Here is a 25,944-nt window from a genome sequence, read left to right as displayed (position 1 = left end):
TTCAAATCAATTGTCTTAACTAGTTCTTTGTTTTCATAAAAGTTATTGATAACCTCTTTTTCCTCTATGATTTGAGAGAGACTAAAAAAGCCTTTTCCCTTTTGATAGAATAATACAATATTATTTTATCATATTGTGTCAATTATGTCTATTCATAATAGAATTGCGTTGTATATATTATTCATTATGATATACTAATTTTGTCATAACTTTTGGTTATGTGGATTGAAATATAATTGAATTACATGTTTTTGAGTTCCAGCAGCTAGCTTTTCTTCTCTTACAAGATAAAGCTAGCTGCTTCTTTTTTTACCCCAATTACCTTATCATAGTACTGCTCCTGCAAAATCAATACTCGCCCGTCCAAATAAGACTTTGTTGCAGCCAACAACTCATCGTCATTCCTAAGGTTAACGGTATAGAGTTGCAATTCGTTGAGAAGTTGTTTGATATGTAACCACTGCTCACTGGTTGGATAGTCTGTGCTATTTAGTAAGTCTTCTAAAACCGCTATTGCCTCCTCAGCTTTACCATAACTTACCAAAACACTAACACTGTCATCTTTAATCAAATCAATTTTACGACCAGCTCTCTTGAACGATTGGCACAAATCTGCTTTTGTTTTACCACCAGCAAACGTATTACAACTAAGATAATCATAACCAGTTTCGTTATCTCCGATAGGATAATCCATATCATCCTTATGATCGGCATAGTATTTTTCAAAAAAGCAGTCATTAAGCGCTGCGACATCGATCGGTGAACGATACTGTTCAATAATATTTTCAGTCGCATCTTTTTTATGTCTGATTTCCTTCAGACGTGACAAATTTTCTTCGTTATCTGTAAGATTTACCAAAGTGACATGGCCCTTATCACGCTTACCCTCACGGTTACAGCGACCACTGGCTTGAACAATGGAATCAATCCCTGCATAAGACCGCACGACTTGCTCAAAATCGACGTCAACTCCCGCCTCAATCAGCTGAGTGCTGACACAAATCAAAGGTATCTCCTCTTTGAGTTGTTTTTTAATTTCCTTAATCACGTCCAGGCGATGTTGAGGACACATATTGGTGGAAAGTTGATAGAGCGGGCGTTCCGTCTGATTTTCCAAAAGTTTGTACAGCTTATCTACCGATTTTTTGGTGTTCAGAATAATCAAGGTTGACTTCTCCTCACTCAGCACAAAATCAGCAATTTCACCGAGACTGGTTTTGCCATTAGTTTCATCAAACTTCCGAAGTTCTGTCCGCGTAAACACCTCCAACTCTTCAGGAGATACCGTGACAATATCCGCTTCTTCTGCATAAAATAAACGGTGCTTAATCACATCAGACCCGTACGTGGGCTGCGTCGCTGTGCACAAAACAATCGTTGTATTCATAACTTGACTGAGAAAATTAAGGGTTAGGTTAAAGATCGTCGTCACTTCAATTGGTAAAGATTGGACTTCATCTAAAATAACGACACTGTCAATCAAGCTAGCGAAGCGACGAATATTGCTGGATTTAGTCTTAACAAGTGTCTGGAAAAACTGCACCATGGATGTCAAGACAACCGGACTATCCCAGCTATCTAAAAGGTAATCAGACAAAAGCACTGCTTTTTCATCACTCAGTTCTTCTTTAGTGCTTTCTTTCACGACGTTAGAATGGTGTTCAAGTACCCCCTCCTCACCTAGAACCTTTTTCATTGCACTAGCATTTTGCTCTAAAACAGATAAAAATGGTGTGATGTAAAAGAAACGTTTTTTTCCTTTCTCCGTCATCTGTTGCGTCGCATATTGCAAACTAAGGTTAGTTTTACCTGCACCAGTTGGCAGATTGAGGCGATAAACGCCCGTCAAATCAGATGCACCACGCTCTTTTACACGATTCGCAATAGTGGTGCGAATGCGATTAATAGGTGTTTTAGCTTGTCCAAAACTAGCGTACAGCTCTTCAACTGAACGCCGATAACCCTGAATTAGCATCTGTTTTGCGGTCAGACTAGGTAGTTCAAGGATAAAGTCATACGCATTAATCGTGTCTAAAATATCCGCATTTTTGAGCAAGGAGAGATACAGTCTAACTATGCAGCCTGCATAAAAAGCTTCTTCACTCTCATCACTAGGAGATAATTTTTCCCATAATAATTGAAAATTACGCCAAGCTTGCTCCAGTAAGTCTTGTAAATTATCATACCCACAATCAGGTAAGGAGCTTTCTAACTGCTGTGCATACTGAAGGACATCTGGATTAAAAGCATAGTTTTCTCTTGACTGCATTATTCTATGAAAAGTTTTGTTATAGCCAAATCTTTGCGCATCTTGGTCACCATCAAAAGGAATATCATACATACCATGATGAGCCGCAATAACATATGTTACGATGTCTTTAAAAAGGCGGAGTTTTTTATTGGAAAAAGCTGCTTTCGGGAAAATTTGACTCATCGTGCCGTAGAGATACTTAGCGCCTGCGTAAGAATGATCCACCTGTAAACTGGGTTTCTGATAGAGCTTATTTTGAAATAAGGGATCCGTCTTACCTAAGTCATGATACAGGCCTAAAAGAAAGAGAACATCTCCTTGATCAATTGATGAAGCACCTTGTCTGGCATCAACGGCGACATTGAAAGAGTGCTCCTCCAATGACTGTTTTTGATTTGTTTCTTGGTTGTAATGTGCCCACATATTCATTATCCTCATTTTTTTAATGTTAAAAACATTATATAATAAAAGCGTTTTCTTTACTAGTTGTCAAAAAAATTAACCCAATCTTTCGATTAGGTTAGTTTTTTGGCTCTATAATTTCTGTAGTGGGTAAATTCCCATCGGAGATTATAGGGCTTGTTGTATGCAATCAAACATACTAAGATTAGTGAGGTAATATCATGCGAGCAGTATTTGGGATTGATGTGAGTAAAGCAAGTTCAGAGGTAGCGATTTTAGTCAACGGCGAAAAGGTTCATCGCTACACAATACCATTTTCTCGCTTATTAGATGACCTGAAAACCGTCCAAACCCCTGAAATTATCTTTGAAGCGACAGGCGTCTATTCTCGTCGCCTTCAGGCCTTCCTCGAGGAAAATAGTTATGCCTATACACGGCTCAATCCTCTGGAAGCCAAAAAGCAACTGGACAGCTTGCAAGTGCGTAAAACAGATAAGATTGACGCTGAAAAGTTAGCTCAGTCTCAATTTATTCTCAATCGTCAACCATCTTATGTCCAAGAAGAGGTTTATCAGGAGCTTCGTGATTTAAGTCGTTTCTATCGGATTCTGACAGAAGACATTGTTCGGACTAAAAACCGTTTGCACAAACTCCTACAAATTAGCTTTCCTGAACTAAAAAATCTCTTATCAACACCAACTAACTGGTGAGCAATACTGGCATTTGGTTACGACCTTTCCCAACAGCAATATGGTGTTGAAATTATCGTTATCGGAGGTATCTGATATTATCCGTCAATTCACTGCAAAGCGCATCTCTAATAAGCATGTTTATTTTCTCACGAATAAACTCATAGAACTAGCTGAACAATCTTACTGTACTGTTCAGGAAACATCACCAATTATTGAAGAAGTACGATATTATGCTCAAGAATTGCTTAGGCTTTCTGAACGTAGGTAAGCTATTCTAGTCAAAATGGTGACACTAACTCAGCCATTTCCAGAGTATGATATCTTACAGTCTATTCCTTGCATTTCGGAAAACACAGCGACAAGTATCATTGGCGAATTAGGAGACATTCGCCACTTTCAGTCTGCCAATCAAATCAACGCCTTTATCAGGATTGATCTTAGCCACTACAAATCTGGGAATTTTCTTGCCAAGGAACACATCACCAAACGTGGAAACCCTTATGCCAGAAAGTTTCTCTTCAAGTGTATTCACAATATCGCTGCAACCAGCCACACTAAGCCGTGCCATATCGCTGACTTTTACGAGAAACAAAAAAGACAATCGCAAACGACTTCAACTAAGCCGCATACGATTGCCTCTATACATCGCCTCATCAGGACAATGTATTACCTCATAACGCATAACAAACTTTACGATTATACTTCGACCCAAAATCATTAAAGTCGTTGATGCTTTATCATTGTAACACCTTATCAGAAAATTTCCAACATAAGGTGTTGTTTTGGTGTACACTTTTTAACTAAATGAGTCAGCAATCTCTATACAGTCGCTGTATTATCATATTTTTTAACTTAAACCCTTGATAAACTTGACAAATGGTAGAAATAAAGCCCCCAAAAGCGAATCCTCATCAGCTAGAAGACTAATAAGACCTAGGGGGAGGGGTAGAAGGATTTGTAGATCATATTATTTGTTCCTTGCTACCCAACCAATAGCATCTATAGGAGGATTATCTGGATCAATCCAAATAAACTCAATACCAATGATATTAGAATTTTTATACTTAGTCAATCTAATACCATTAATGTTTAAATCAATCAACTTTTCATATGTTAGGACTTCTCTATCTCTGAGCTGAAATACACCTCTTAGTAACCACTCTCCTAATATATCTTGCTTTTTAGTTGATTGAATGGCTTTTCCATTTTCTTGATTGACGTAAGCTTCAATTTCATCTCCGGATGCTAAAAATTTTAACGTAAAAATTCTATCCGTTTTACTCAAAGCTAACTTACGTGGATTTTTCTCATCAAAGGTTCCAATATTTCTTCCAAAAAAGTTAGGAAAAGAAGTATGAAAATTTCTAGCATCTGGTATAGGAATATAAACTTCTTTAGAATCACGATAAATCATTTTTTCAATATCTATAATAAGCTCAGAACTACTGAAAGTAGATATTTTAGTCATAAACTCTTGTCTAATTTCACGCATTCTTATCGTTTCTTCGTGCGAACGATATTCCGGAAGTAAGAGCAATTCCAAATAATTTTTTACAACTAAAGATTGTTCAGATGTTAAAGATTCCTGATACTTTTGCAACAACTGCTCGATACGCTTCTCTCTATATCTATCTTTTCTTGATAGCTTAGAACCACCGTTAAAACCATTAAAACCAGAGCTCAATTCAACTTCGTGATGTTTATTAGGAATCATCCAGGAAACAGTTTGTTCAATATTAGTTTCCTCACCACGATTAAGTAAATGGAGGTTTTCAAAAACATAGAATGGATCTTCAATATAGTTGACATCCCACGTATCCACAACAATATCTTTATTATTAAAAGCCATATGTAGCTGACTATCTGCAGCTGTATACTTATAGACATGCTGACCATCAGTAAATCTAAAATTAGTAGGATTATTTAAATTTGTTGCTCCTAAAATTTTTAAATTTTCAATATCGATAGGTAGATAACTTGTTTCACCAACAAAAATCTGAGGTTTCTGACCTTTTGAAGTTGGCATTAAAACATGGTAAACAGATTCAACTGTAACATTATCAGATTTAAACCCACGAATTTGTGCTTTTGAAGATTCAATTCGCTGATTTCGAAGTTCAGAGATGTTTTTCGCTAACAGTTCATAATGGATCAAATTTTTCTCATCAGAAATCTTTTTATCATTTGAAATAGAAGCATTAAATCGAATATCAGCTAGAAGTTCGTTCCACTCTTGAGAATTTTTCTTAAACTGAGCAATTTTTTGATCCCCTGAATTTATACCAAAGGATTTCAAACCAACTAAGTATTTATGTTTTTCATCGAGCTCTAAAGAAGCATCATAAGAGGTATTAGCAATATCCTCTGCTACTGCACCAAATGCCTTTTGAAATACCGTTTCTTGAAATTTTGAATTAACAATGGGTGCTACAAATTCTTGTACATCCTCTGCATCAGAATTCTCAGATTTTTGAGAAAATGCTTCACTTAAACTAGCAAAATTAGTAATTAATTTTTTATATTTTTCTTTCTGATCTGATTTCAAATATTCCCACATAAGAACCTCCTTTTGATAACTACTTAAGTATAACAAAAGAAGATTAGCATTTCACTAATCTTCTTGTGGTTATTCATCATCCTATCGTATAAAATTCTCCAGATTTCTTTCGCTTCACAAAAGACAAATAATTTTCATCAGAGAATAGAGGAATTTCAGTATTCGATGTTTCAATATATTGTTCTAAGGCAACGAGATTTTTAAAAGTTTCTTCTATAAAGGACTCACCTTCAAATGGACCATCCATTTTTGTGTAAATAAGAGAATACTTATTAGTGCTTTCTTTAGGTGCAGTATATTTAGAAAATTTTAAAGCCTCAGCAATTTTCTCAGCGATTCGCCGTATAACTGGAACAACAACACTGTTCCCAGCCTGTTTATAAAGTTGCCCATTCGATACCCCTTCAGGTAACTGAAAATCTTTTGAATAACCTTGCGCATTAAAGGTTTCTTTAGGTGTTAATTTTCTAATTTTTCCACTATCGGTTAATATAAGTGGGACATTATGCCCACCAGTACCCATATTGGCTGTTAGCGTAGGAACAACACCACTTTTATTCTCACGAACATACTGCCGCCTCCACTGGTAGACAGTGTCTTGACTTATCATACTCTCTTTTAGTAAATCATAAAAAGGTTGTCTTCCTTTTTCATAATGGTATACGGTATCTTCATCATCTGAAAAATCAATAATATCACGTAGAGTAGTCGTCAAATCAACCTCTTCAGGAAATTCAAAATGATTAAAACTATCTTTATTGTCAAAACCGACAATATAAATACGCTCTCTATTTTGAGGAATATTACCGTAGTCTTTCCCGTTTAAGACTTTCCATTTGATAAAATAGCCATTTTCAGTCAAAGCTTCACGAATCACTTTAAAAGTATTCCCATGATCATGACCAACCATATTTTTGACATTTTCAATAAAAATAGCTTTTGGTTTCTTAGCCTCTATCATTCGTAAGAGTTCAAAGAATAAATCACCACGATCATCATCAAAACCTTTTCGGTAACCTGCAATCGAAAAGGCCTGACATGGAAAACCTCCGACTATAACATCAATATTTTCGCCGATTTCATCGGCCGGAACAGCGTGGATATCACGTGAATCCAAAAGCGTATCAGGATAATTTAACGCATAAGTTTTCCTAGCATACTTATCGAACTCATTAGCAAACACCACTCTGAACTCGTTGGTCTGTTCAAAACCCAACTCAATTCCACCAACACCAGAAAAGAACGCAGCAATATTGTACTTTTTCTTGATCGGGGAACTTACAGAATTTGACATGTTAGCTCCTTTAAAATTTATTTTTGATTTAACTTTAACTAGTATAACATAATTTGAATATGGAAATGAGTAAACGTAATTATTTTACAAATCCACACTATATTTCAAACAAAGCCTAGAAATATAGTGTAACCGGAAGATATAAAACTGTCCACCTAATGTTTTAGGTAGCCAATTTCATTTTATAGGAGAGGTTCGAGCGTTTAACATTGTAGATTAATTACATTAAAACTTCACTTTTATTGCTCTAGCGATTTGATTTGTTGTTCTCTTCTTAAAATCGAATTCGGCTTAAATTTAAATAATTGTTCAATTCGTTGCTTTTCACTAGCATTATAACTGTGTCGAGATACGTGATTAATAACCATAAGCCTCATAATACTAACCGCAATATTTGACATTTCTTTGTCTTTAAGCTCAGAGGCAATTTCTCTCTCTGCTAACTGCTTTTCATACTGCATCGCTAGCCCTCTCATAATTAGAAGATACACAGGAGTCAGTTGAATATCATTCTCTATCAACATTTCAGAAAAATATCTTGAGACTGCTTCTGAACCAATGGAATTTATTGTTTTTAATACAAGAGTAAAGATAGTTGAAAAATTCATAGTTAATATTATATGTCGAATTTCATTTTTTATTTTCTTTTCATCTATATCACTATTGCTTTGTTCCGAAATTACATTTTCAGCAATATAATTCTCTAAATATATTATAAATTCACTATCCGACACAATTTCAATAAAGGATTTTAACAAGCGCAAATTTGCATCTACGGCATTTTTTAAAGTTTTTTCAAAGTCTTTTAATTTTATTGAGCCGTGCCTATTTTTTAATATTACTCCAACCACCTCAACTGTCTGCATCGCCCTCCTGATTTCATTTTGTCTATCTACCCCATCGTCATCAGAGTTATTCAAAATCTCTGTCTCTTCAGTTTCCGCATCATACTTATCTTCAAATTTATCTAAATCTTCAAGCTCTCTTTTTCTTGCTATTCGGTGATCTTCAATTTTAATTTTGAGTCCACTTAGTAACTCCCCTAAATTTTCATCGAAATTTCCTAATTCCTCTCTGTTAAGTGTTGAAACTGAAAACTCCTCAAAAACACTATTCAAACTATCATTTAACATATCAATAAGTTTGTCATTTTTACTATGATGAGCGATAAAAATGCAAATATTACCATTTTTATCTTTATCTAAATTCTTCACTAATTTGCTGATTTCATCTAAATTACCTTCAAAGTTTTCTGCGAAATATTTTCCAATAAAGAAATAGTATAAATAATCGTATGTGAATTTATAATATGATGAATTATCTTTTTTTATCAAGCCCGTTTCCAATAATTTATCTAAGTAAGGTCTAATTTCAAAAATCTTGTAATCTTTCTTATACTCACTTATGAATTCCTCGAATTCTTTTTCAGAAATTTCAAGTTTGTTACAACTATATAGAAATTTAGACAAATATGTCAAAAAATTAATATAGGAATCAATTTTATCATTTTGAACTCCACAGTTTTGAAAAGATAGACTAATCAATAATTGATAAACATGCCCATATGATGACATTGGTGAATCTAAACGTCCTCCCACTTCAGAAATAGAGCCAAGAATAACTAAGATATATAAAGGGAAAGCTGGAATAATGCTATTTTTATATCCTCTCCCTAATCCAAGACTTGTATCTATAAGTGTCCGACTTTCATCTATTTTTTTCAGTCGATCATTTGGTGTTAAAAGATTAGTTTCATTTCTTGTATCAACAATCTTTTCTATTAATTCTTGTCTTAGTGTCGGTTTAAATGGTTGTATAACAAATCTCGAAAATTCAAAATCTTGAGTAGAACTAATGTCAAATATCTCATCAACAAATAATATAATTCCTTTGTAACCTTCGATTAATCGAATTTTTTCTTGATATGTTTTTTTCAATTGATGAAAATCATCAATAATAACAACAATATTAGATTGACTTCTAGAATGTAGAGATAGATAAGTTTCTACATATTTCATATTTATCGCCCTAATAATATTTCCAGATTTAATGTCCGTTTTATCTAATAGCACCGGTTGGAGACCACTTTCATATAAGTCTAAAAATATTTTCTTGGCAAAAGATGTTTTGCCACTTTGTCTATCACCAACTACTATATTTTTTCCAAAGAATCCACCATTGTTAATTTGATTCTTCGATGGAACGAATCTACTCGATCCTTCTTCATCAACTCGTAATTCAGGATATGTATAAATATCTGATAGACGAGACGAGGTATTTACTATATTAGAAAGTTCTCCCAATGAATCTATCTCAATTCTTTTTTCAACCCTAATTTCATCTTGTGGAATAAGTGAATTAATATTGGAAACTTTAGCAATTCTTATAAGTAATTTTTTTACGGAAGAAATCTGTTGGTTATTAAAATCAGCTTTCATATCAATGTATTCAACTGTTCCAAAATCATACGGTAAATCAAAATCAGATACTTTTAGAGGAATAACTTTTTCTAGTAAATTATGCTCCCTGATTTCTTGCAATTCATAATACACACCCGTATCTTTTTGGTCAGATTTTTTCCAATAATATTCATCACAAAGAGCTAAAATCACATCACTATAACGGACGTTTTCTCTCATAAAACGATTTAAACTACCTTTGTCAATCGTATTATCATCAAAAATAATTTTAATTTTTTCTTCCAACTCTACTTGAAGCAAATGAAGAAACTTTAAGATTTTTTCATCGTATTCCTCATTGCCAGACCATGCATGTGCTATAAAAACTTTCAACATATCAATACCTCGTAAAGTAACAAATTAATTTTCTATATTATACCACAACACCCAACCTTTCTAGGCTGGGCTTTTTGTGTTTTAAGCTTACTTAACCAAAGCTTTCATCTCTGTAATTCGCTCTTGTGTTGCATCATATTTAGCTTGGTAGTCGGCTTGTTTGTCGCGTTCTTTTTGGACGACTTCTGGTTTGGCGTTGGCGACGAAGCGTTCGTTGCCAAGTTTTTTGCCGACCATATCCAATTCTTTTTGCCATTTGGCGAGTTCTTTGTCGAGACGAGCCAATTCTTCTTCGACATTGAGCAAATCTGCTAGTGGCAAGAAGATTTCAGCTCCTGTGATAACAGATGACATTGCTAATTCTGGCGCTGTCAAGTCAGCTGAGATTTCCAAGGTTTCTGGATTTGTGAAGCGTCTGATGTAGTTGATAGTTGACTTGAAGAAGTCTTCTAAGTCTGCGTCACTCGTTTTGACCAAGATTGTGATTGGTTTTGATGGCGCCACGTTCACTTCCGCACGCGCATTACGAACGGCACGAATAAGATCTTTCAAGCTCTCAACACCCTTATGAGTGTCAGCATTTTCAAAGGCTTCATTGACCACTGGGTAATCAGCTGTCACAATAGAGCCTTCAGCATACTGGGCAAAGATTTCTTCGGTCACAAATGGCATGATTGGATGAAGCAAACGGAGGATTTTATCAAGCGTGTAGAGCAGAACCGCACGCGTCATAACCTTTTCTTCTTCATTGTCACTATATAGCACTTCCTTGGTCAACTCAACATACCAGTTGGCAAACTCTTCCCAAATAAAGTTGTAAAGGATGTGTCCCGCCACACCGAACTCGAACTTGTCAAAGTTTTCCGTGACTTTAGCGATGGTTTCATTGAGATTATGGAGAATCCAACGATCCGTGACATTGCCAGCCTGACCGCCGACCACCTGCGCAACCTTGTCTGTCGCAGTGTTTAAGTCAAGTCCTTCATTGTTCATGAGAATATAGCGTGAGATGTTCCAAATCTTGTTAATGAAGTTCCAAGAAGCATCCATTTTTTCGTAAGAGAAACGCACGTCTTGACCTGGAGCAGATCCGTTTGATAAGAACCAACGAAGGGCATCAGCACCGTATTTCTCGATAACATCCATTGGGTCGATACCGTTACCGAGCGATTTAGACATCTTACGCCCTTCTTCATCGCGGATAAGACCGTGGATCAGAACGTTTGAGAAAGGCTTGCGTCCTGTGAACTCGAGGGATTGGAAAATCATACGAGAAACCCAGAAAAAAATGATGTCATAACCCGTTACCAAGGTTGATGTTGGGAAATAACGCTTGAAATCTGCTGAGTCGGCATCAGGCCATCCCATAGTTGAGAAAGGCCAGAGGGCAGATGAGAACCATGTGTCAAGCACATCCTCGTCTTGTACCCAGCCGTCGCCTTCTGGTGCTTCTTCGCCGACGTACATGTCACCATTTTCGTTATACCAAGCTGGGATTTGATGTCCCCACCAAAGCTGACGAGAGATAACCCAGTCATGAACATTTTCCATCCAGCTCATGAAAGTATCATTGAAACGTGGCGGATAGAATTCGACTTTGTCATCTGTATCTTGGTTGGCAATGGCGTTTTTCGCCAATTGATCCATCTTAACAAACCATTGTGTTGATAGACGTGGCTCAACCACGGCTCCTGAACGTTCAGAGTGACCAACAGAATGCACACGTTTTTCAATCTCAACAAGGGCACCAATTTCTTCTAACTTGGCAACAACTGCTTCACGCGCTTCAAAGCGATCCATACCCACAAATTCGCCCGCAAGGTCATTCATGGTACCATCATCGTTCATAACATTGACTTGTGGCAAATCATGGCGCCCGCCAACCAAGAAGTCATTGGGGTCATGGGCAGGTGTGATTTTAACGACACCTGTTCCAAATTCTGGGTCCGCATGTTCGTCCGCAACGATTGGGATAGCTTTATTCACAATTGGCAGGATAACATTTTGACCAATCAAGTCTTTGTAACGGTCATCTTCTGGATTAACCGCAACAGCAACGTCACCAAACATGGTTTCAGGACGCGTTGTCGCAACTTGTAGGGCGCGTGAGCCATCTTCCAGCATATAATTCATATGGTAGAAGGCACCCTCAACATCCTTGTGGATAACTTCAATATCTGAAAGGGCTGTGCGTGCTGCTGGATCCCAGTTGATGATGAACTCACCACGGTAAATCCAACCTTTTTTGTAGAGGTCTACAAAGACTTTACGCACTGCTTTTGACAAGCCCTCATCAAGGGTGAAGCGCTCACGTGAGTAATCCATAGAAATACCCATTTTCCCCCATTGGTCTTTGATGGTCGCTGCGTACTCGTCTTTCCACTCCCAAACTTTATCTAGGAATTTCTCACGACCAAGGTCGTAACGTGTAATGCCTTGTTCGCGAAGGCGCTCTTCAACCTTGGCTTGGGTCGCAATTCCTGCATGGTCCATACCAGGCAACCAAAGCGTATCAAAACCTTGCATACGTTTTTGGCGAATAATAATATCTTGTAAAGTCGTATCCCAAGCGTGACCTAAGTGCAACTTACCAGTGACATTTGGCGGTGGAATAACGATTGAATAAGGCTTGGCTTTCTTGTCTCCTGACGGTTTGAAAACATCCTCGTCAAGCCATTTCTGATAACGCCCAGCCTCAACCTCGGCTGGATTGTATTTTGGTGATAGTTCTTTTGACATTTAATACTCCTTATTTGATGTTCTATAAAATTGGGTTTATGCAACTCATGGTGTGTGCTAAGCTGTCTGTATTTTTTGAAATAATGCGATAGTCACCATTTTTCTAGCGACCCCTACCATCGAAACAGTTATAGCTAGTAAACGGACTCATTTGAGCATTGACAGAAGAGCTTTAATCACTTTTTTTCTATCTCTCAATAGCCGCATTCTTAGATCTAAATGCACCTCGGCTAGTCGTTGGAGCATTGACTATAAAAATTCGATAAAATGTTAGAAACTTCTTTGTTTTACCAACGATATAGTCAATTTCCGTTCATAGCACCATTCTTTTCTCAAAAAACAGAGCCAATGTTGCACCTATTGATTTTTTCTGTCTTATCTTAAGTTTTGAATCTTTTTGCGATTTAATCGTGCATTGCCATTATCTGTTATTTTCTCCTATTCAAAGGTTATCATTTTACTTCTGATAAATCTTATAACGGTATAGGGGGATAAAATAGCCTTGATAGTAACAGTTACACTATTAATGATTACTCAGCGTTCTATCTGCCTGTCATTTCTAATCTTCCTTGAAAACTACTCCATTATCCTTTAGTTTTTTGAGCGTTGCTTGTCCAATCCCTTTAATAGCTAACAAGTCTTTTTCGGTAATTTGCCGAAAATCTTTAGCTGTTCTTAGATTTTCATAAAACAATGTTCTATAAATATCAAGTCGTATTCCATCAAACAGGGGATTGTTATAACCATAATAATAGGATGCTACCCCATCAACTGTTGAAGTTCCACCAAATTCTCTTGAAAAACGGCTTAAGTAGCTAAGTGCTGTGAGATTTCGTTCAAAAAAGTCTAGTAAGTAGTACGTGGTCACTGCAAGAGATTGACGAGAAAAGGGCATATACATTTCAATCTCCTCTACATCAAACAACTCATCTAACCAGTCTTCACTTGCAAAGAAATCAGCTGCTTCCTCATTGACGTCAAGCAAGTCTTCAAATAATGACTTGGCTTCAACCATCTGGCCTTGCAGTAATTTTGATAGCATAAAGTGAAAAATTAAACTGTCTTTATTTTGCGGAAGAAGTGGTAAATAACGATGATAGAGGGATTGAACTCGGTCGAAACGCCCCAATTCATTATAAAGTGACAAACTCAAATGAAGGAAGTCTGGCGCAAGACGCTTCGGTTGTTTAGAGAGAACAAATTCAACAACTTCAGCAGCAAGACCTAGGAAGCCTTCACCATATAAGTAAGTGACCATGTAGTTTATTGCTGTTAAGTAAGGGCGAGCCTCCCAATAGTTCCAATCAAGATAACCTTCTGACCGCCAGCCCTGCTTAATCTCATCATAAAAATGCCAAACTTGTTCAAAATAATCTGCATCAAATGGTTTTTCTTCGGTCAACAAGAGATGATACTTGGCTAAGAAATAATCGGGATCCAAGTCTAGGACTTGTCTCAATAGCTTACCTCTTTGCTCATTGTTTGGCGTCCGAACAGCTTGACGATAGATTTGAGTTACCTTATTAAATGGAAATTCATCGAACAGTAGTAAGCGCTGAATATCTTGTAATTCTTCGTGCTTAATATCTACTAAATCATATCCTTTATCAGCTGCATAAGCAACCAGAGCTTCATGCAGTTCATCAAAATGTGGTATTTGCCGACGTTCCATAAAAACAGGAGGAGATGTCGTCAAGTATCCGGAGAGATCTCTCACTTTCTCTGATAGCCCTTTGGTATTAAGCTTTTGTTGTCGACGCAGTTCCTTCTTTCGGTTTTTCTTTTTAGCCATCCGTATTCTCCTTAACTTATTAGTAGTCGCAAATCTTAAATTAGGGGACAATGACATTATTTTCATAAAACAAAAAGTCCCTGCCATTAATGACAGGGACGAATTTTTTATAAAATCCGCGGTACCACCCACATTCGGATGTTACCATCCGCTACTTACTCTATTCATTAGTATTGGTATTGCTTTATTTTCTTTTATCAGACGACTGACTCGGGCTAATTCAGCCTACATTAGTTCTAACTTCTTGAAAACAGTAAAATACCACTCATCAGCAACCAGTTTTGACATTTGTGCGGATTTCTCAACGCTACCGCTTTCTGTAACAAACGCCCTTCAAAACACCTCTGATAGACTTATTATAGCAGACACCTTGGACAAATACAATCCTAATATGCCCTTACGAGCATAATTCATCTCATGTTTTTCGATATTGCGCTAAAAATTGATTATAGGCTCTTTGCAATTGATTGGGCGCCTCAAGATAGGTAGTCTGACCAGCCATGCCATAGTCTTTAGCATAGTAAACTCTACCATTATTTGCCAAAACAATGGATAGGCTATCAGCCTCTTGATCTACTCGATTTTGGTAAAAATCGCTGTAAGTGGAAATGCCCAGTGCTTCTCTTTCTTCTTTAGCTGATTGATAGTAGCCCGTATCTTGAGATTTGGTGCGATAAACTCTAAAAGTTGCCTGTGATTGAAAATCAGACAGTTCCTTCCCAGACTGATCAATATCCACTAGGCTAGTCGTATAAGATTGAATGTCACTATCCAAACTCTCAAATCCAGTCATATCATCACCCGATAAGCCTGCCAAAATTTTGAGACTATCTACTTCAAACGCCAATATCCCAACAGGTCCAGAAGAGTTTGAGAAGGCTTCGTTAAAAGCTCCTCTAACGACAACAGCATGCTTGGCATACGAGCTATTGACCAACCAGTCTCCAAAATCAGACACCATCTGGTCAACTTGGCGTGATGTCAATTGTACCTGACTTCTCACTGTTGTATCAGCAGCTGGTTCAGCACCTGTCAAGTCATTTTCAGTTAGGGGAGTTACCTCAGTATGGGGAACCACTTTAGAAGTCCCCGGCTTTTCCTGATACTTTCTAGACGTCAGTACCCCTAATCTCGCCTCACGCCAGGGTAGTATACTGGGCTGGAGTGCCAATTTCCCATCTTCATTAGGTAATTGAATAATCCAAGCACCGTTTTCACGTTGATTTGACAATTGACTCGAAAAAACTTCGCCTGTAGATAGTTGAATTTTTAAGCGTTTCTGGTCAAACCGTTGAACTTGAAATAAGACCTCTTCCCCATTTTGTTTATTTTCAGCAGTCACTTGAAAAGCTTTTTGAGAATCCTTAAGTACTGTTTCTTGACGATAACGGCCACCTAAGATTCCTAGAAAAAAGGCTCCTAATAATGCTACTGTAAAAATCTTTTTATTGTTTAACATCGTTTTTTCTACTCTTTAGTAAAAGTTAACATTTCTGAATAACGATCATTCTCTGGATTAAAATCAGAGCCTACAGCACGTGTCCATTGAACAAACGAGAATTTATCACCATCGAAACTAAATCCAATTTCGACTTCAAATCCAGCTCCTCCCATACCATTTGGCGTAATCCCATCAACTTTATCGTAATCAACGAATCTGTACTGTGTATCGTTAATTTTTTCAATCTTCGACACTTTTGATACGAAAGTCTCTTGGTCTTTACCATTGTCGTAATACTTGGTTACAGTGCCATCTTCGTCAACAGTCACCTTGGCATCAACCCCATCAGGATCCGTATTAAGCCAAGTCCCAATCAATCCCTGTGGGAAAATGCTATCTGTCATCTCAGTCTCTGACTCTGAACTCGTTGAAGAACTTGAAGCCTCATTAGTTGAGGGTGCTGAGCTGCTAGATGAAGCTTCAGAATCATCTTCTTTTTCTTCTCCAAATTTTTCTAGTAACTCCTGATAAGTTTTTTGCATGTCAGCTGGCGCCAATTGGTAGGTTTCTAATTCATAGGTTCTTACTGGTTTATCAGCAAGGCGATAATCCGTTACATAATAAACTTTACCATTTGAAGCTAGTGCGATTTGATAACTTGGCTTTTTATGATCAACTTTTTTCTCGTAGAATGGCACATAATAATCCGCTACAGCATTAGTTTCTGATGAAGATAGGCTACCATCATCCACCAGATTCTTTAATTCATCTGAAGTGGAATCAAAGCGATGTGCTTGCGGCTGCTTCAAGGTGTAAATCCTAAAACTAGCGGTTGATTGAAAATCTTCTGCTTTTGAACTGGTAAGGTCATTGCCTAATAGCGTCAAATCAAACTCACTACGACTAGCATCTAGAGCTTTCCCATCCGTATCAGATCCATCTACCATTGTTTTTTCAATCGCTGCAATCTCACCACTTTTAGCGCCATAAAGATGGGCTATTGCTGGACCATCTTCTGTATTAAATTGCCAAAAATATGGGTTTGATGTGCTTTCACTTTCAGTATCATCAAACTGACTCTGTACTAAAACACTACCCTTAGCATAAGTGCTAGTTTCTAACCAATCACCAAATGATTTTGCAATTTTAGCAGCACTCTCACGTGTTAAGTGGTTAGTATCTGTAATCTTGTATTCAACCCTTTCATCTTTAACTGACTCGGTCTTAGAATCCTTGGTTTCTGTCTTAATAGACTGGTCAGTGTTAGCTGTTTGTGGGGTCGTAAGGTAGATAAGGTTTAGCCCTTCTCCTGAAGCAAATGCTCGATCTTTACTTTCATCGTCAAATTCAGCAAACATCGATGATGAACCTCCATTAACTTCACTTGGAGTTGCCATACCAGCTGGAACAATGGTAAACGCTATCGGAAAATCTTTAGCACGGAAAGTTGCCACCCCATTTGCCTGAGCAAAATCTGTGAAGGTAACGTCGAAGTTATTGATATTACCTGTCCCATCTGGATTAAAAGTAAATGGCGTCTTACCATTCTCACCTTGGTAAGAACCACTCATTGATGAGAGGTCACCTTTAGCAATCGCTGCGATGTCAACTCCAGAACCTTCTGTCCGTGTTGAAGTAGACTTGCTGGTTTTAGCACTAGTAGAGGTTTCAGAACTAGCCTTTTTAGCAGCGCTACTTGTCTTTGCTGTAGAAGAATTAGCGTTACTGTCTTGAATAGAAGATGAACTTGGTTTAACGTGATTAACAGGAACTGTTGAAATTGTTGTCGCTTTTTTAGTTGCCTGAACGTAGTTAGGCTTATTCACTTCAAGTTTTGGTTCTGCCCAAGGCATTGCAGGAGGCATCAAATGAATAGCAGCACCATCATCAGCAGCCACCTTAATCCCGTCGTTCGGTTTACCTTGATATACTTCTTCAAAGACCGTTTGTTTGCCTGAAGCAAGATCTGTCTTTGTTACCTTAGCTTTTTTATCACCGACTAAGGCGACTTCATAGCGATATTCTTTGCCTGTTTTTTTATCCTTAACAGTAGTCGCATAAACATAGTTTGAATTTAGCATGGACTTACTTTGTGTGTATTTTCCAGCTACAAGAAAAACTAGAAAGACCACTAACAAGCCTGCTATAAATTTTTTATTTTTCATATGTCACCTCAAACAAATAAGTAACCAACAACATAACCAAAAACAGCCATCAGAATAATAAGAGCTATTTTCAGAAGCAGATTTGAGTCAAACTTCGTTAGTCCTGCTGAATTAGTTTTTTGAAACTGATTAGCCATTGCCGCTTGAATCTCGGCTTCCGTTGGAAACCGACCGTTTAAAACTTGGAATTCTGTAATCCACTCTTCTTTTGTCATGACTTCTCCTTTTTATAAGTTAAGACGAGTAAAAATAGTAAAGCATGGATAAAAGCATGTCCTAATAACGAAGTCCAATGACTAATCATTGCCGATGAACTCGCTTCAAACAATTCTAATTGACTTTTTGGTAGTGGTACTTGAAACTTAGCCATTGCCGACTTTATCGTAGCTAAGTGATTGGTCATTCCCATGGCTTTATGACCATAACTTAGAAAGATAAACGAAGTGATACCACTAATCCCTTTTGGGAGTTGCAGAACTGTTCCTGACAAGGAGAACTGCATAATTCCTAAAATAACGGACAAAATAACCGACGTATTATCATTACTCCCTACGAGAGAGGAAATTAATAGTGCCATAAAATGTGCACAGATAAAAACCAGAAAGACGGTTATTCCAATTTCAACAGAAAAATTCCCAAGGACTTGCCCTTTTGTCTCTAACGTTTTATCGAATAACTCGCTAAACCAGTGAAAACCGCTCACAAACACCATCGTCTCCACTAAAGCAAACAAGGTATGAAACACCAAACTCGCAAGGACAAAAGCCCAACGATTTAAGGTGGAGAAGAAATCACGATTTAAGATAGCTCGTTCTTTGCTGATGTATATACTATTTTGAACTAATATCAAAAGACTAGATGAAAACAAGAGCAAAAAGAGCGTCATTCTCGTATTCTCAAACGTTGTTAAAAATTCTTTTTTCTGGATATAGATAATCAAACCTTCAAAAATGAGGATTCCAAATAAAACTTTAATAAAATCCATATAGTGATGTTTGAATTTATACCAGCTTAATCGTAAAGCAGCCATTCTTTACACCTATATTCTATAAATTTTTCCGGATGTTAGCAACTCTTGATAAATATCAGCAATATTTAAATCTAAGTATTTCCTAAGGGTATAGGGATCAGTTGTCTTAAACTCATGAAGTAGCTCCTCAAAAGAACCGACAAATTTCGGAAGACCTTTCGATAAGAAAATCAAACGGTCAAAAATAGCCAAATTCTCTGTATTATGAGTCACAACTAGAATAGCCTTATTAGACGTTTTCGCCAAAATACGAAGTGTCCGCAAAAGATTACGGTCACTCAAGGCATCCAAACCACTGGATGGTTCGTCTAAAATGAAGTAAGCGGACGGGCTAAGCAATTCAATACCGATACTAACGCGTCGCTTTTGCCCCCCCACTAAGTTGGCTGACTTGTTTGTGCCAAAATTCTGATAGTCCCAAATCCTGAACTACTGATTGAATGCGTTCTTGACGATCACTTTTACTCAGCGTTTTTAAGTAGCTATCACCATAAACGGTGAAAATCTCACTGACTTTGAGGTAGTCTCTCAGCAGATTCTGCTGAGGAACATAACTCCATCGCGGCTTTTGATGAGTCACTAGTTGCCCATCTTCATAAATCTGAAAGTCTTGACAGGTCGGCTTCAGGCGTTCTAACAAAATTTCAGTCAGAGTTGTTTTTCCACTCCCTGAACCTCCTAAAATTCCGACAACCTCTCCCGTCTTTAGTGTCATGTCAAGATGGTCAAATAACAACTCACTGTTTGAGCGATATTTAAAACAAATGTGCTTGAATTCTAAAATATGCTGTTTCATACCTCTCCTAATTCGATAGAAATAAACTCACGATGAGAACAACCAGTAATATAATAAGTGCTAAGCTAGTATCTAAGTCTAAAAATGCCGTCATCGCTAAAACAACAAGGACAATCACAACTTGTAAAAACCACTTCTGCCACCAAGGAGAAGAGACTTCTTGTGATAAGGTAGTCTGAGAGATTGGAGAAACTATTTCCTGTCTTATCTCTACTTCTTCAATAGGTAGGGGATAAACATCTTCATCCTCACCATCACCGTCTGATTGTTTCAAATAGTGCTGTACAAGTTGGTAATCATAGGCGGTCTTCCACTTCTCACTTAAAAAATGCCGTTTAATTTGAGGTAAGGCTTGTGATAAGGCACGGCTATCAGCGTTAAAATCACCAAGCGTTTCCCGATTATCAAGCTCCTCACCAAGTGCGATTAAAACTTGATAAATTTGTTTAGCAGAATCTTCTTGACGAATTTTCCCACGCAACTCTGCGAGGTAGGAAACGGCCTCACCTGTCCTAACATTAATTCCTTTGTAATAATCAATCATGATATCAACTCATTAAATAAGGCTTGTGCTTCTGATAGGTCTTCCTCAGCCACTTCTTCAATCTGATCAATCGTTGCATTGATTTGATAAGAACTAAGCATTTCCTGAGTGAAGGCATCAATAACATGAACATGAATAATTTGTTCCTCATCAAATGACAAACGAATTTCGGCAACTTCCTGCCCCTTTTGTCGTTTTTGACTCAAATACTCAATAATTTTCAAGATTGGCTTGACGTTTATCGGATTTTCATAGTTTCCTTCGGTCAAACGGAGCTGGAAATTAGACTGCCCATCGGCAACAGCATAGATTTTCTTAGTAAAAACAGCTGGAATCGGTGTATTACGAGGCACTACAACACTATTAAAAAAATCTCCAACAAACGAATAAGTTTTTCTAGGATTTTTCCGTAACAGCATACCGATACCTTGTGACGTCACATCTCGAATAACAATCTGTGAGGGCAAGGTAGCCTCTCCTTGATGGGTTTCGCTAAAGGTAACTTGCTCATTTACTATTAAGTTAGCAATGATACTAGCTCCTTCTGCTACAATCGTGTCTGGATTTATATCATATTTAAGTTTTTTACCAACCAAATTTTCCATCATCTCTCTAACAACTGGAAGGCGCGTTGACCCACCAACCAAGATGACGTGATCAATAGCCGATAAGGATAAGCCAGCTTCAGATACTGTTGAGATGACTTTCAATTCTGTATCCTTGACTAAATCAGCAATAGCCGTTTCAAACTCATCTCGTGTTACTTCAACGCCATAAGCCTTGTCGTCAGAAAATAATTCATAAAAAGCCACGTCATTAATGGAGAGAGTGATTTTCATTTTCTCCACTTGATAGCGCATTTGCATTTCTTCTTTTGGCGTTAGCATGGTCATATTGACACCTTGATTTTCAAGTTTATCCTTAACAAGTTTAACCAAGCGTTTGTCAAAATCCAAGCCCCCCAAACGCTGATTGCCATCTGTCGCCAAAATATCATAATGATCTTGCTGAACATTCATCAAGGTCACATCAAAAGTTCCACCGCCTAAATCATAAACTAAAACATTGCCCTTAACGCCCTTTTTACTAGCATAGGCAATGGCTGCGGCAGTAGGTTCATTGATAATCCTCAAGACATTAAATCCTGCCAATTTACCTGCCCTTTTAGTAGCAACTCTCTGCTCTGAGGTAAAGTAAGCCGGGACGGTGATAACAACATCTTGAATCGCATCCAATCCCATTTCCATAGCCAATTGATTTGAGCGAAGTTTGAATTCATGTAAAATCAAGGCTGATAAAATTTCTGCACTCACACGCTTGTGATCGATGACTTCATTTTCAATTTGCCGTGCCATATCCCGTTTAAAATCATTTTTAAAATAATCAATTTTTCCAATTTCAGTTCCACGACTGATGGCATCTTTTCCATAGAAAACACGATTTTTCCCATTGATTTTTGAAAAATAAATGGCCGACCTTAGAATCGTCTCATCATTGGCACCAATTGGAATAATCTCTGACTGACCATTTTTAACAATAGCCATAGCTGAGTTTGTCGTTCCTAAATCAATTCCTAACGCTTGTTTCATGCTCATATCTTTCTCTCATGTAAAATAAGGGAGCGAGGGGTATCTTGCCTTGAGCGTTAAAACTCACCTCGCTTCCCTAAACTCTATTCTATCGTGTATTATAGTCAAATGAATCAACTTTCAGAACAAGGAAGGCAAGACGCAGAACAGTACTTGAGTACGGCAAGTCAAAAGCGACCATGTATCACAGTTAATTCAAAAGACGATAACCTTTCTAATAACCTTAGTTAACCGTATCTTTTCGGTTTATTAGTTTTGAATCACTAGCTTTACCAGTAATACGATAATCACTGAAGTAAGAATTACTCTCATCTGATTGCTCTTTTTTCCCAACATAGTCAACCGTTACCGACCAAGCTGTTTTATCATCATAATAACCTGAATTTTTAAATTTTGAATCATAAGCATAGTAAAAACTATTCACAACCGTAAAGTCAACCACATATTTTTTAGCGCTGACTTGTTTGACATTGGTCACATCAATATCATCAAAACTGATACTTTCTGCTGGACGGTTCTTTGCATTGGTGGTATTAGTCTCAATCATATTAACAACGTCTTTATACATGCTATTGGTTGCACCGCCTTGGAAAACATCTGTCAATCCGTCTGGGGTGGTATGATTATCCTCATAGGCATCTAATTTACGATAAGCTGCCGTTAAAAGTTGATCAGCCGTATCGCGATCTAGAACCCCCTTGGCATCTAATGTCACACTATCACCATCTTCTATGTCTTTAATCAAATAGGTGTTAGAGGTTACTTTTGAAGCATCTTCAAAGGTTTTTTGCACCGATATTTTTGCATTTTTGGTCACCGCTAAATTAGAAACATCAGCTTTGCCATTACTCAAGCGGGTGATTTTTTTAGAGCCGATGTACAAGTCCCCATCTGCCAAATTGCTATTGACGGTAAAGGATAGATAGGCAATATCTAGGGCAACATGCTCATTCCCCTTCAAAGTCTGCTTAGAACTTGTTGAAACTTCTTGGTCATCTAACTTACCAGTCAGTGAGAAATGATAATCACCTGGATAGAGACGAACAGTCTTTGAAAAATGATTTGAATCCGATTTTTCCCACTGCTTGCCATTTATCGTAATTGTCATATCTTTAGTATTGGTAGAAATAGTCGTATCAGCTGGTTGAACCGCCACTTTCCAATCAGGAAATACCAGCCATTTTCGCCCTACTTCAACCATCGTGTTTCCTGAAATGAGATCAACCAATTCGGGTTTTGGACTCTTTGATTTTTTCCAATAGCTGACTTCCGATTCCTTGATTGGTTTTTGGCTATCTGACCACACCTCATACTCCAGCTGCTTATCCAGCTTACCAGAAGTCTCAAGATAACGTGTGGCAACCGATTCTCTTGAATAATAATGATTTCCAATTAAATAAGCGCATAAAGTTACTGTGGCTAAAACACCTCCAGCAATGTAGAGATAGCGTTTCTTATCTGTAAGAGGTTTTCCAGCTTTTTTAGAGGTCTGCCCCAAAAACTGATTAATGATTCGTAAATCAAAACTACTCTCTTTACCTGCTTTAAATTCTTTAGGGCTGGGTTTACGCCCAACAAATTTTTCAAAAGCAGCAATCCAATCAGTCTGTTTCTCTTTAAGAGATTTTACAGAACCAATGTGTTGTGCTTGAGTAGGGTGCATTTCTACTTGCGCGTCTGGCGCTTGGCTAGCATGTTGTGAGACAGCATTAACCTCATTTGAATGATCACGCATAGGAGTTAATAGCTGAGATTGCTCGTTTGACGCAAAAGAAGTCTCTTTAGCTTCAGCGTAGGTCTCATCAGAAACATCGTAGATGATGTCATCTCCCTCTGCCTCCTGCAAGGCTTCTTTGGAGTCTTCGCTCAAGCTATCTTCTTGATCAAAGTCTTCTTCTGCGACGTCGTAAATCACCTGAGTTACTTGGTTTTCAGCAGATTCTTCTCCCTTAGTTGCTTCTACAGTAGCAATTGGTTCTGATGATTCTTCCAAACCAACAATCCTATGAATGCTATCCGAAGCAAAGCCACTTTCTTTACCTGCTTTGAACTCCATAGGACTTGGTTTTCGACCGGCAACTTGCTCAAACAAAGCAATCCACTTTTCTTGACTTGTCATTATCCACTACACTCCCTTTCTCTTAAAATGCAACTTGGTCTTTAAGAGAGACAAAAGAATCAAGGATAGAAGCCATCATCCATTTATCAATAAAATAAACCACAGCTAATAACAACCCTACAGCAACAATAGACAAGTAAGTATTGTTTAAAAACGATAGTTGACCTTTTATCGCTTTAACCATAGAAACGAGTAAGACCACTAAACCTACTACTGACAGAACAAGCAAATAGGTCATCACTGACACCATAGATTGCAAGGCAGGAATTTGTTTTACTAATGTTAAGAGGTTAGACAAAACATCACTAGCTTGTCCATTCGAGTCGGTTATTATATTGGTAATACTTGAAACGTACTTTTCACTCACAATGAGAGCATTTTTGACTAAAAAAGTTGATAGAAAAGCGACAACATTCAACACCAATAATAAAGGAGTCGTCCCTAGTAAAACACCAAAACCTTTCATCCAGTTTCTAGAATCTTTATGCAAAACAGCCGGTAAACCATAAGCTACTAAATAGATAATCAGAATAAGCACAAAGAAATATAGGAATTTTCCAAAGCCAAATTCACGCGAGATTAGATTTAGAAAGTGGTCGTAAGCTTCTGGAAAGTTTGTTTTAAGAGACCCCGCCACTGTTGACATATTGGCAATAGACATCAATAATCGGCGGCAATAATTAAGAAGAGCGCCGGCTAGAAAACCTGCTGCTAAGATAAGAGTTATGCCTCCAAAGACCAATTGCTGATTGTCTCCATCAACTTGTGGACGTCTAAGAGCATTTAAAAGCCATGACAAATAGTGCTCACTATGCGCTTTAACTTTGTCAAACCTATCGTTTGTCTTGGCATCTGCTGAAGTATCAGGTTTTAACGGAACAGACTGCTTAGGCAGTTCCTGATGGTGAGGTTGGGCAGTTTTATCATCTTCAGCCACATCATAAATAATCTCTTGATGGTTGGAAGACGAACTAACTTGATCATCCTCAAATTCACCTGCTGCTAATGCTTGCGCCAACTCAGCTTCTGTCGCTGCCCGACCATTAATGGCTTCAAAATACTCTAACCACTCAGTTCTTGTCATTATAATCTCCTAATGATGTTCTTAAATTTTTTGTTAACATTGTAACATAACTCTTTTTAAGTTTCAATTAAGCTTTCTAACAATTCTAAAGACTAATTGCCTATGGTCTTGTTGAGCGTGTACTAGTAGAGTAGCTCTTTTAACGCCCACTTTCAGCTATCCAACAACCAAATCTCATTATTCTCCCCAGCTCAACCCCGTTCTTTATTATCTAGCCTTTTGTCATAATCATTCATTTATAGTCAACTGAACTAACTTTAATACAAGGAACAAAAAAGACGCCGAACAGCACTCATACTCAATGAAAATCAAAGCAAAGGTTGTTAACTTGATGTGATGAAGACAGTTCTGGTTGCTATCTGTGTCGCCTAGTCTGCTGTTAATTTTCGAAGAGTATGAGTACGACAAGTCAAAAGTGAGCATGTATTAAAGTTAATTCAAAAGATTATAACTGGCTATGACACTGTTTTAGTATTTCCCTTTCTGAACTCAATTTTTTACAAGCTCCCCTTTGAAAGCAACGTACTTATCGAATGAACTTAGCTTACCAACTGCATCGGCGTCACCAAAAATCACACATCGATAATGACCAATAACAGGTGAAAAGTCCATTACGTCACAAACCTTAGGCATAGGAGACAAAAACAGCCTTAA

At 37.5% G+C, this 25,944-nt stretch carries 14 protein-coding genes and 2 pseudogenes; 1 reads left to right on the top strand and 15 read right to left on the bottom strand.

Annotated features, from left to right (window positions below):
- Window positions 1–280: 280 nt before the first annotated feature.
- Window positions 281–2,680 (bottom strand): CRISPR-associated helicase/endonuclease Cas3, encoded by a 2,400-nt coding sequence (locus A3IA_RS0109970; protein WP_026217668.1) that lies wholly within the window; start codon window positions 2,678–2,680, stop codon window positions 281–283.
- Between the two features lie 194 nt (window positions 2,681–2,874).
- Here A3IA_RS0109970 and A3IA_RS12110 point away from each other — a divergent pair.
- Window positions 2,875–4,066, top strand: a pseudogene (locus A3IA_RS12110) (IS110 family RNA-guided transposase).
- A gap of 246 nt (window positions 4,067–4,312) precedes the next feature.
- On the opposite strand, the gene A3IA_RS0109960 reads toward A3IA_RS12110, so the two are convergent.
- From A3IA_RS0109960 to A3IA_RS0109895, 14 genes and pseudogenes are all read right to left on the bottom strand, one after another.
- A complete protein-coding gene (locus tag A3IA_RS0109960) occupies window positions 4,313–5,902 on the bottom strand; it encodes a hypothetical protein (protein ID WP_018381177.1) in 1,590 nt (529 codons plus the stop codon).
- 76 nt (window positions 5,903–5,978) lie between these two features.
- Complete coding sequence (locus tag A3IA_RS0109955) at window positions 5,979–7,196, bottom strand: DNA cytosine methyltransferase (RefSeq protein WP_018381176.1); 1,218 nt, start codon at window positions 7,194–7,196, stop codon at window positions 5,979–5,981.
- Between the two features lie 239 nt (window positions 7,197–7,435).
- Window positions 7,436–9,991: an NACHT domain-containing protein gene (locus A3IA_RS0109950; protein ID WP_018381175.1), complete on the bottom strand. Its 2,556-nt coding sequence runs from the start codon at window positions 9,989–9,991 to the stop codon at window positions 7,436–7,438.
- Window positions 9,992–10,078: 87 nt separating this feature from the next.
- Entirely contained in the window at window positions 10,079–12,730 is a 2,652-nt protein-coding gene (locus A3IA_RS0109945) for a valine--tRNA ligase (RefSeq protein ID WP_018381174.1), read from the bottom strand.
- Window positions 12,731–13,289: 559 nt separating this feature from the next.
- Window positions 13,290–14,522 carry a hypothetical protein gene (locus A3IA_RS0109940; RefSeq protein ID WP_018381173.1) on the bottom strand — a complete coding sequence of 411 codons (1,233 nt, stop codon included), beginning with the start codon at window positions 14,520–14,522 and terminating at the stop codon, window positions 13,290–13,292.
- Between the two features lie 415 nt (window positions 14,523–14,937).
- Window positions 14,938–15,981: a hypothetical protein gene (locus A3IA_RS0109935; protein WP_018381172.1), complete on the bottom strand. Its 1,044-nt coding sequence runs from the start codon at window positions 15,979–15,981 to the stop codon at window positions 14,938–14,940.
- Between the two features lie 8 nt (window positions 15,982–15,989).
- Window positions 15,990–18,128: a hypothetical protein gene (locus A3IA_RS0109930; RefSeq protein WP_018381171.1), complete on the bottom strand. Its 2,139-nt coding sequence runs from the start codon at window positions 18,126–18,128 to the stop codon at window positions 15,990–15,992.
- An 8-nt stretch (window positions 18,129–18,136) separates the two neighbouring features.
- Window positions 18,137–18,343, bottom strand: a complete 207-nt coding sequence (locus A3IA_RS0109925) for a hypothetical protein (protein WP_018381170.1) — start codon at window positions 18,341–18,343, stop codon at window positions 18,137–18,139.
- On the bottom strand, window positions 18,340–19,158 hold the full coding sequence (locus A3IA_RS0109920; RefSeq protein ID WP_018381169.1) for an ABC transporter permease: 819 nt from the start codon (window positions 19,156–19,158) through the stop codon (window positions 18,340–18,342). The genes A3IA_RS0109925 and A3IA_RS0109920 overlap by 4 nt, the downstream gene beginning before the upstream one ends.
- Before the next feature lie 9 nt (window positions 19,159–19,167).
- Window positions 19,168–19,954 (bottom strand): annotated as a pseudogene (locus tag A3IA_RS12105) (ATP-binding cassette domain-containing protein).
- 7 nt (window positions 19,955–19,961) lie between these two features.
- The gene (locus tag A3IA_RS0109910) at window positions 19,962–20,498 is read right to left on the bottom strand and encodes a hypothetical protein (RefSeq protein ID WP_018381166.1); all 537 of its coding nucleotides are present in this window, start codon (window positions 20,496–20,498) and stop codon (window positions 19,962–19,964) included.
- Window positions 20,495–22,087, bottom strand: coding sequence for an Hsp70 family protein (locus A3IA_RS0109905; RefSeq protein WP_026217667.1), 1,593 nt, complete (start codon window positions 22,085–22,087; stop codon window positions 20,495–20,497). Before A3IA_RS0109905 ends, A3IA_RS0109910 begins: the two co-directional genes overlap by 4 nt.
- A 223-nt stretch (window positions 22,088–22,310) precedes the next feature.
- Window positions 22,311–24,206 carry a zinc ribbon domain-containing protein gene (locus A3IA_RS0109900; protein ID WP_018381164.1) on the bottom strand — a complete coding sequence of 632 codons (1,896 nt, stop codon included), beginning with the start codon at window positions 24,204–24,206 and terminating at the stop codon, window positions 22,311–22,313.
- Window positions 24,207–24,228: 22 nt separating this feature from the next.
- Entirely contained in the window at window positions 24,229–25,290 is a 1,062-nt protein-coding gene (locus A3IA_RS0109895) for a hypothetical protein (protein ID WP_018381163.1), read from the bottom strand.
- Window positions 25,291–25,944: the final 654 nt, after the last annotated feature.

This window comes from Streptococcus thoraltensis DSM 12221 (assembly GCF_000380145.1).
GTDB lineage: Bacteria > Bacillota > Bacilli > Lactobacillales > Streptococcaceae > Streptococcus > Streptococcus thoraltensis.
This window is presented reverse-complemented; position numbering and strand designations above follow the sequence as displayed.

What these genes read in the sequence shown, in the direction of transcription:
- A3IA_RS0109945 (WP_018381174.1), bottom strand. Translation starts at nt 12,730, where the DNA reads ATGTCAAAAGAACTATCACCAAAATACAATCCAGCCGAGGTTGAGGCT.
- A3IA_RS0109925 (WP_018381170.1), bottom strand. Translation starts at nt 18,343, where the DNA reads ATGACAAAAGAAGAGTGGATTACAGAATTCCAAGTTTTAAACGGTCGG.
- A3IA_RS0109960 (WP_018381177.1), bottom strand. Translation starts at nt 5,902, where the DNA reads ATGTGGGAATATTTGAAATCAGATCAGAAAGAAAAATATAAAAAATTA.
- A3IA_RS0109970 (WP_026217668.1), bottom strand. Translation starts at nt 2,680, where the DNA reads ATGAATATGTGGGCACATTACAACCAAGAAACAAATCAAAAACAGTCA.
- A3IA_RS0109935 (WP_018381172.1), bottom strand. Translation starts at nt 15,981, where the DNA reads ATGTTAAACAATAAAAAGATTTTTACAGTAGCATTATTAGGAGCCTTT.
- A3IA_RS0109910 (WP_018381166.1), bottom strand. Translation starts at nt 20,498, where the DNA reads ATGATTGATTATTACAAAGGAATTAATGTTAGGACAGGTGAGGCCGTT.
- A3IA_RS0109905 (WP_026217667.1), bottom strand. Translation starts at nt 22,087, where the DNA reads ATGAAACAAGCGTTAGGAATTGATTTAGGAACGACAAACTCAGCTATG.
- A3IA_RS0109940 (WP_018381173.1), bottom strand. Translation starts at nt 14,522, where the DNA reads ATGGCTAAAAAGAAAAACCGAAAGAAGGAACTGCGTCGACAACAAAAG.
- A3IA_RS0109900 (WP_018381164.1), bottom strand. Translation starts at nt 24,206, where the DNA reads ATGACAAGTCAAGAAAAGTGGATTGCTTTGTTTGAGCAAGTTGCCGGT.
- A3IA_RS0109955 (WP_018381176.1), bottom strand. Translation starts at nt 7,196, where the DNA reads ATGTCAAATTCTGTAAGTTCCCCGATCAAGAAAAAGTACAATATTGCT.
- A3IA_RS0109895 (WP_018381163.1), bottom strand. Translation starts at nt 25,290, where the DNA reads ATGACAAGAACTGAGTGGTTAGAGTATTTTGAAGCCATTAATGGTCGG.
- A3IA_RS0109930 (WP_018381171.1), bottom strand. Translation starts at nt 18,128, where the DNA reads ATGAAAAATAAAAAATTTATAGCAGGCTTGTTAGTGGTCTTTCTAGTT.
- A3IA_RS0109920 (WP_018381169.1), bottom strand. Translation starts at nt 19,158, where the DNA reads ATGGCTGCTTTACGATTAAGCTGGTATAAATTCAAACATCACTATATG.
- A3IA_RS0109950 (WP_018381175.1), bottom strand. Translation starts at nt 9,991, where the DNA reads ATGTTGAAAGTTTTTATAGCACATGCATGGTCTGGCAATGAGGAATAC.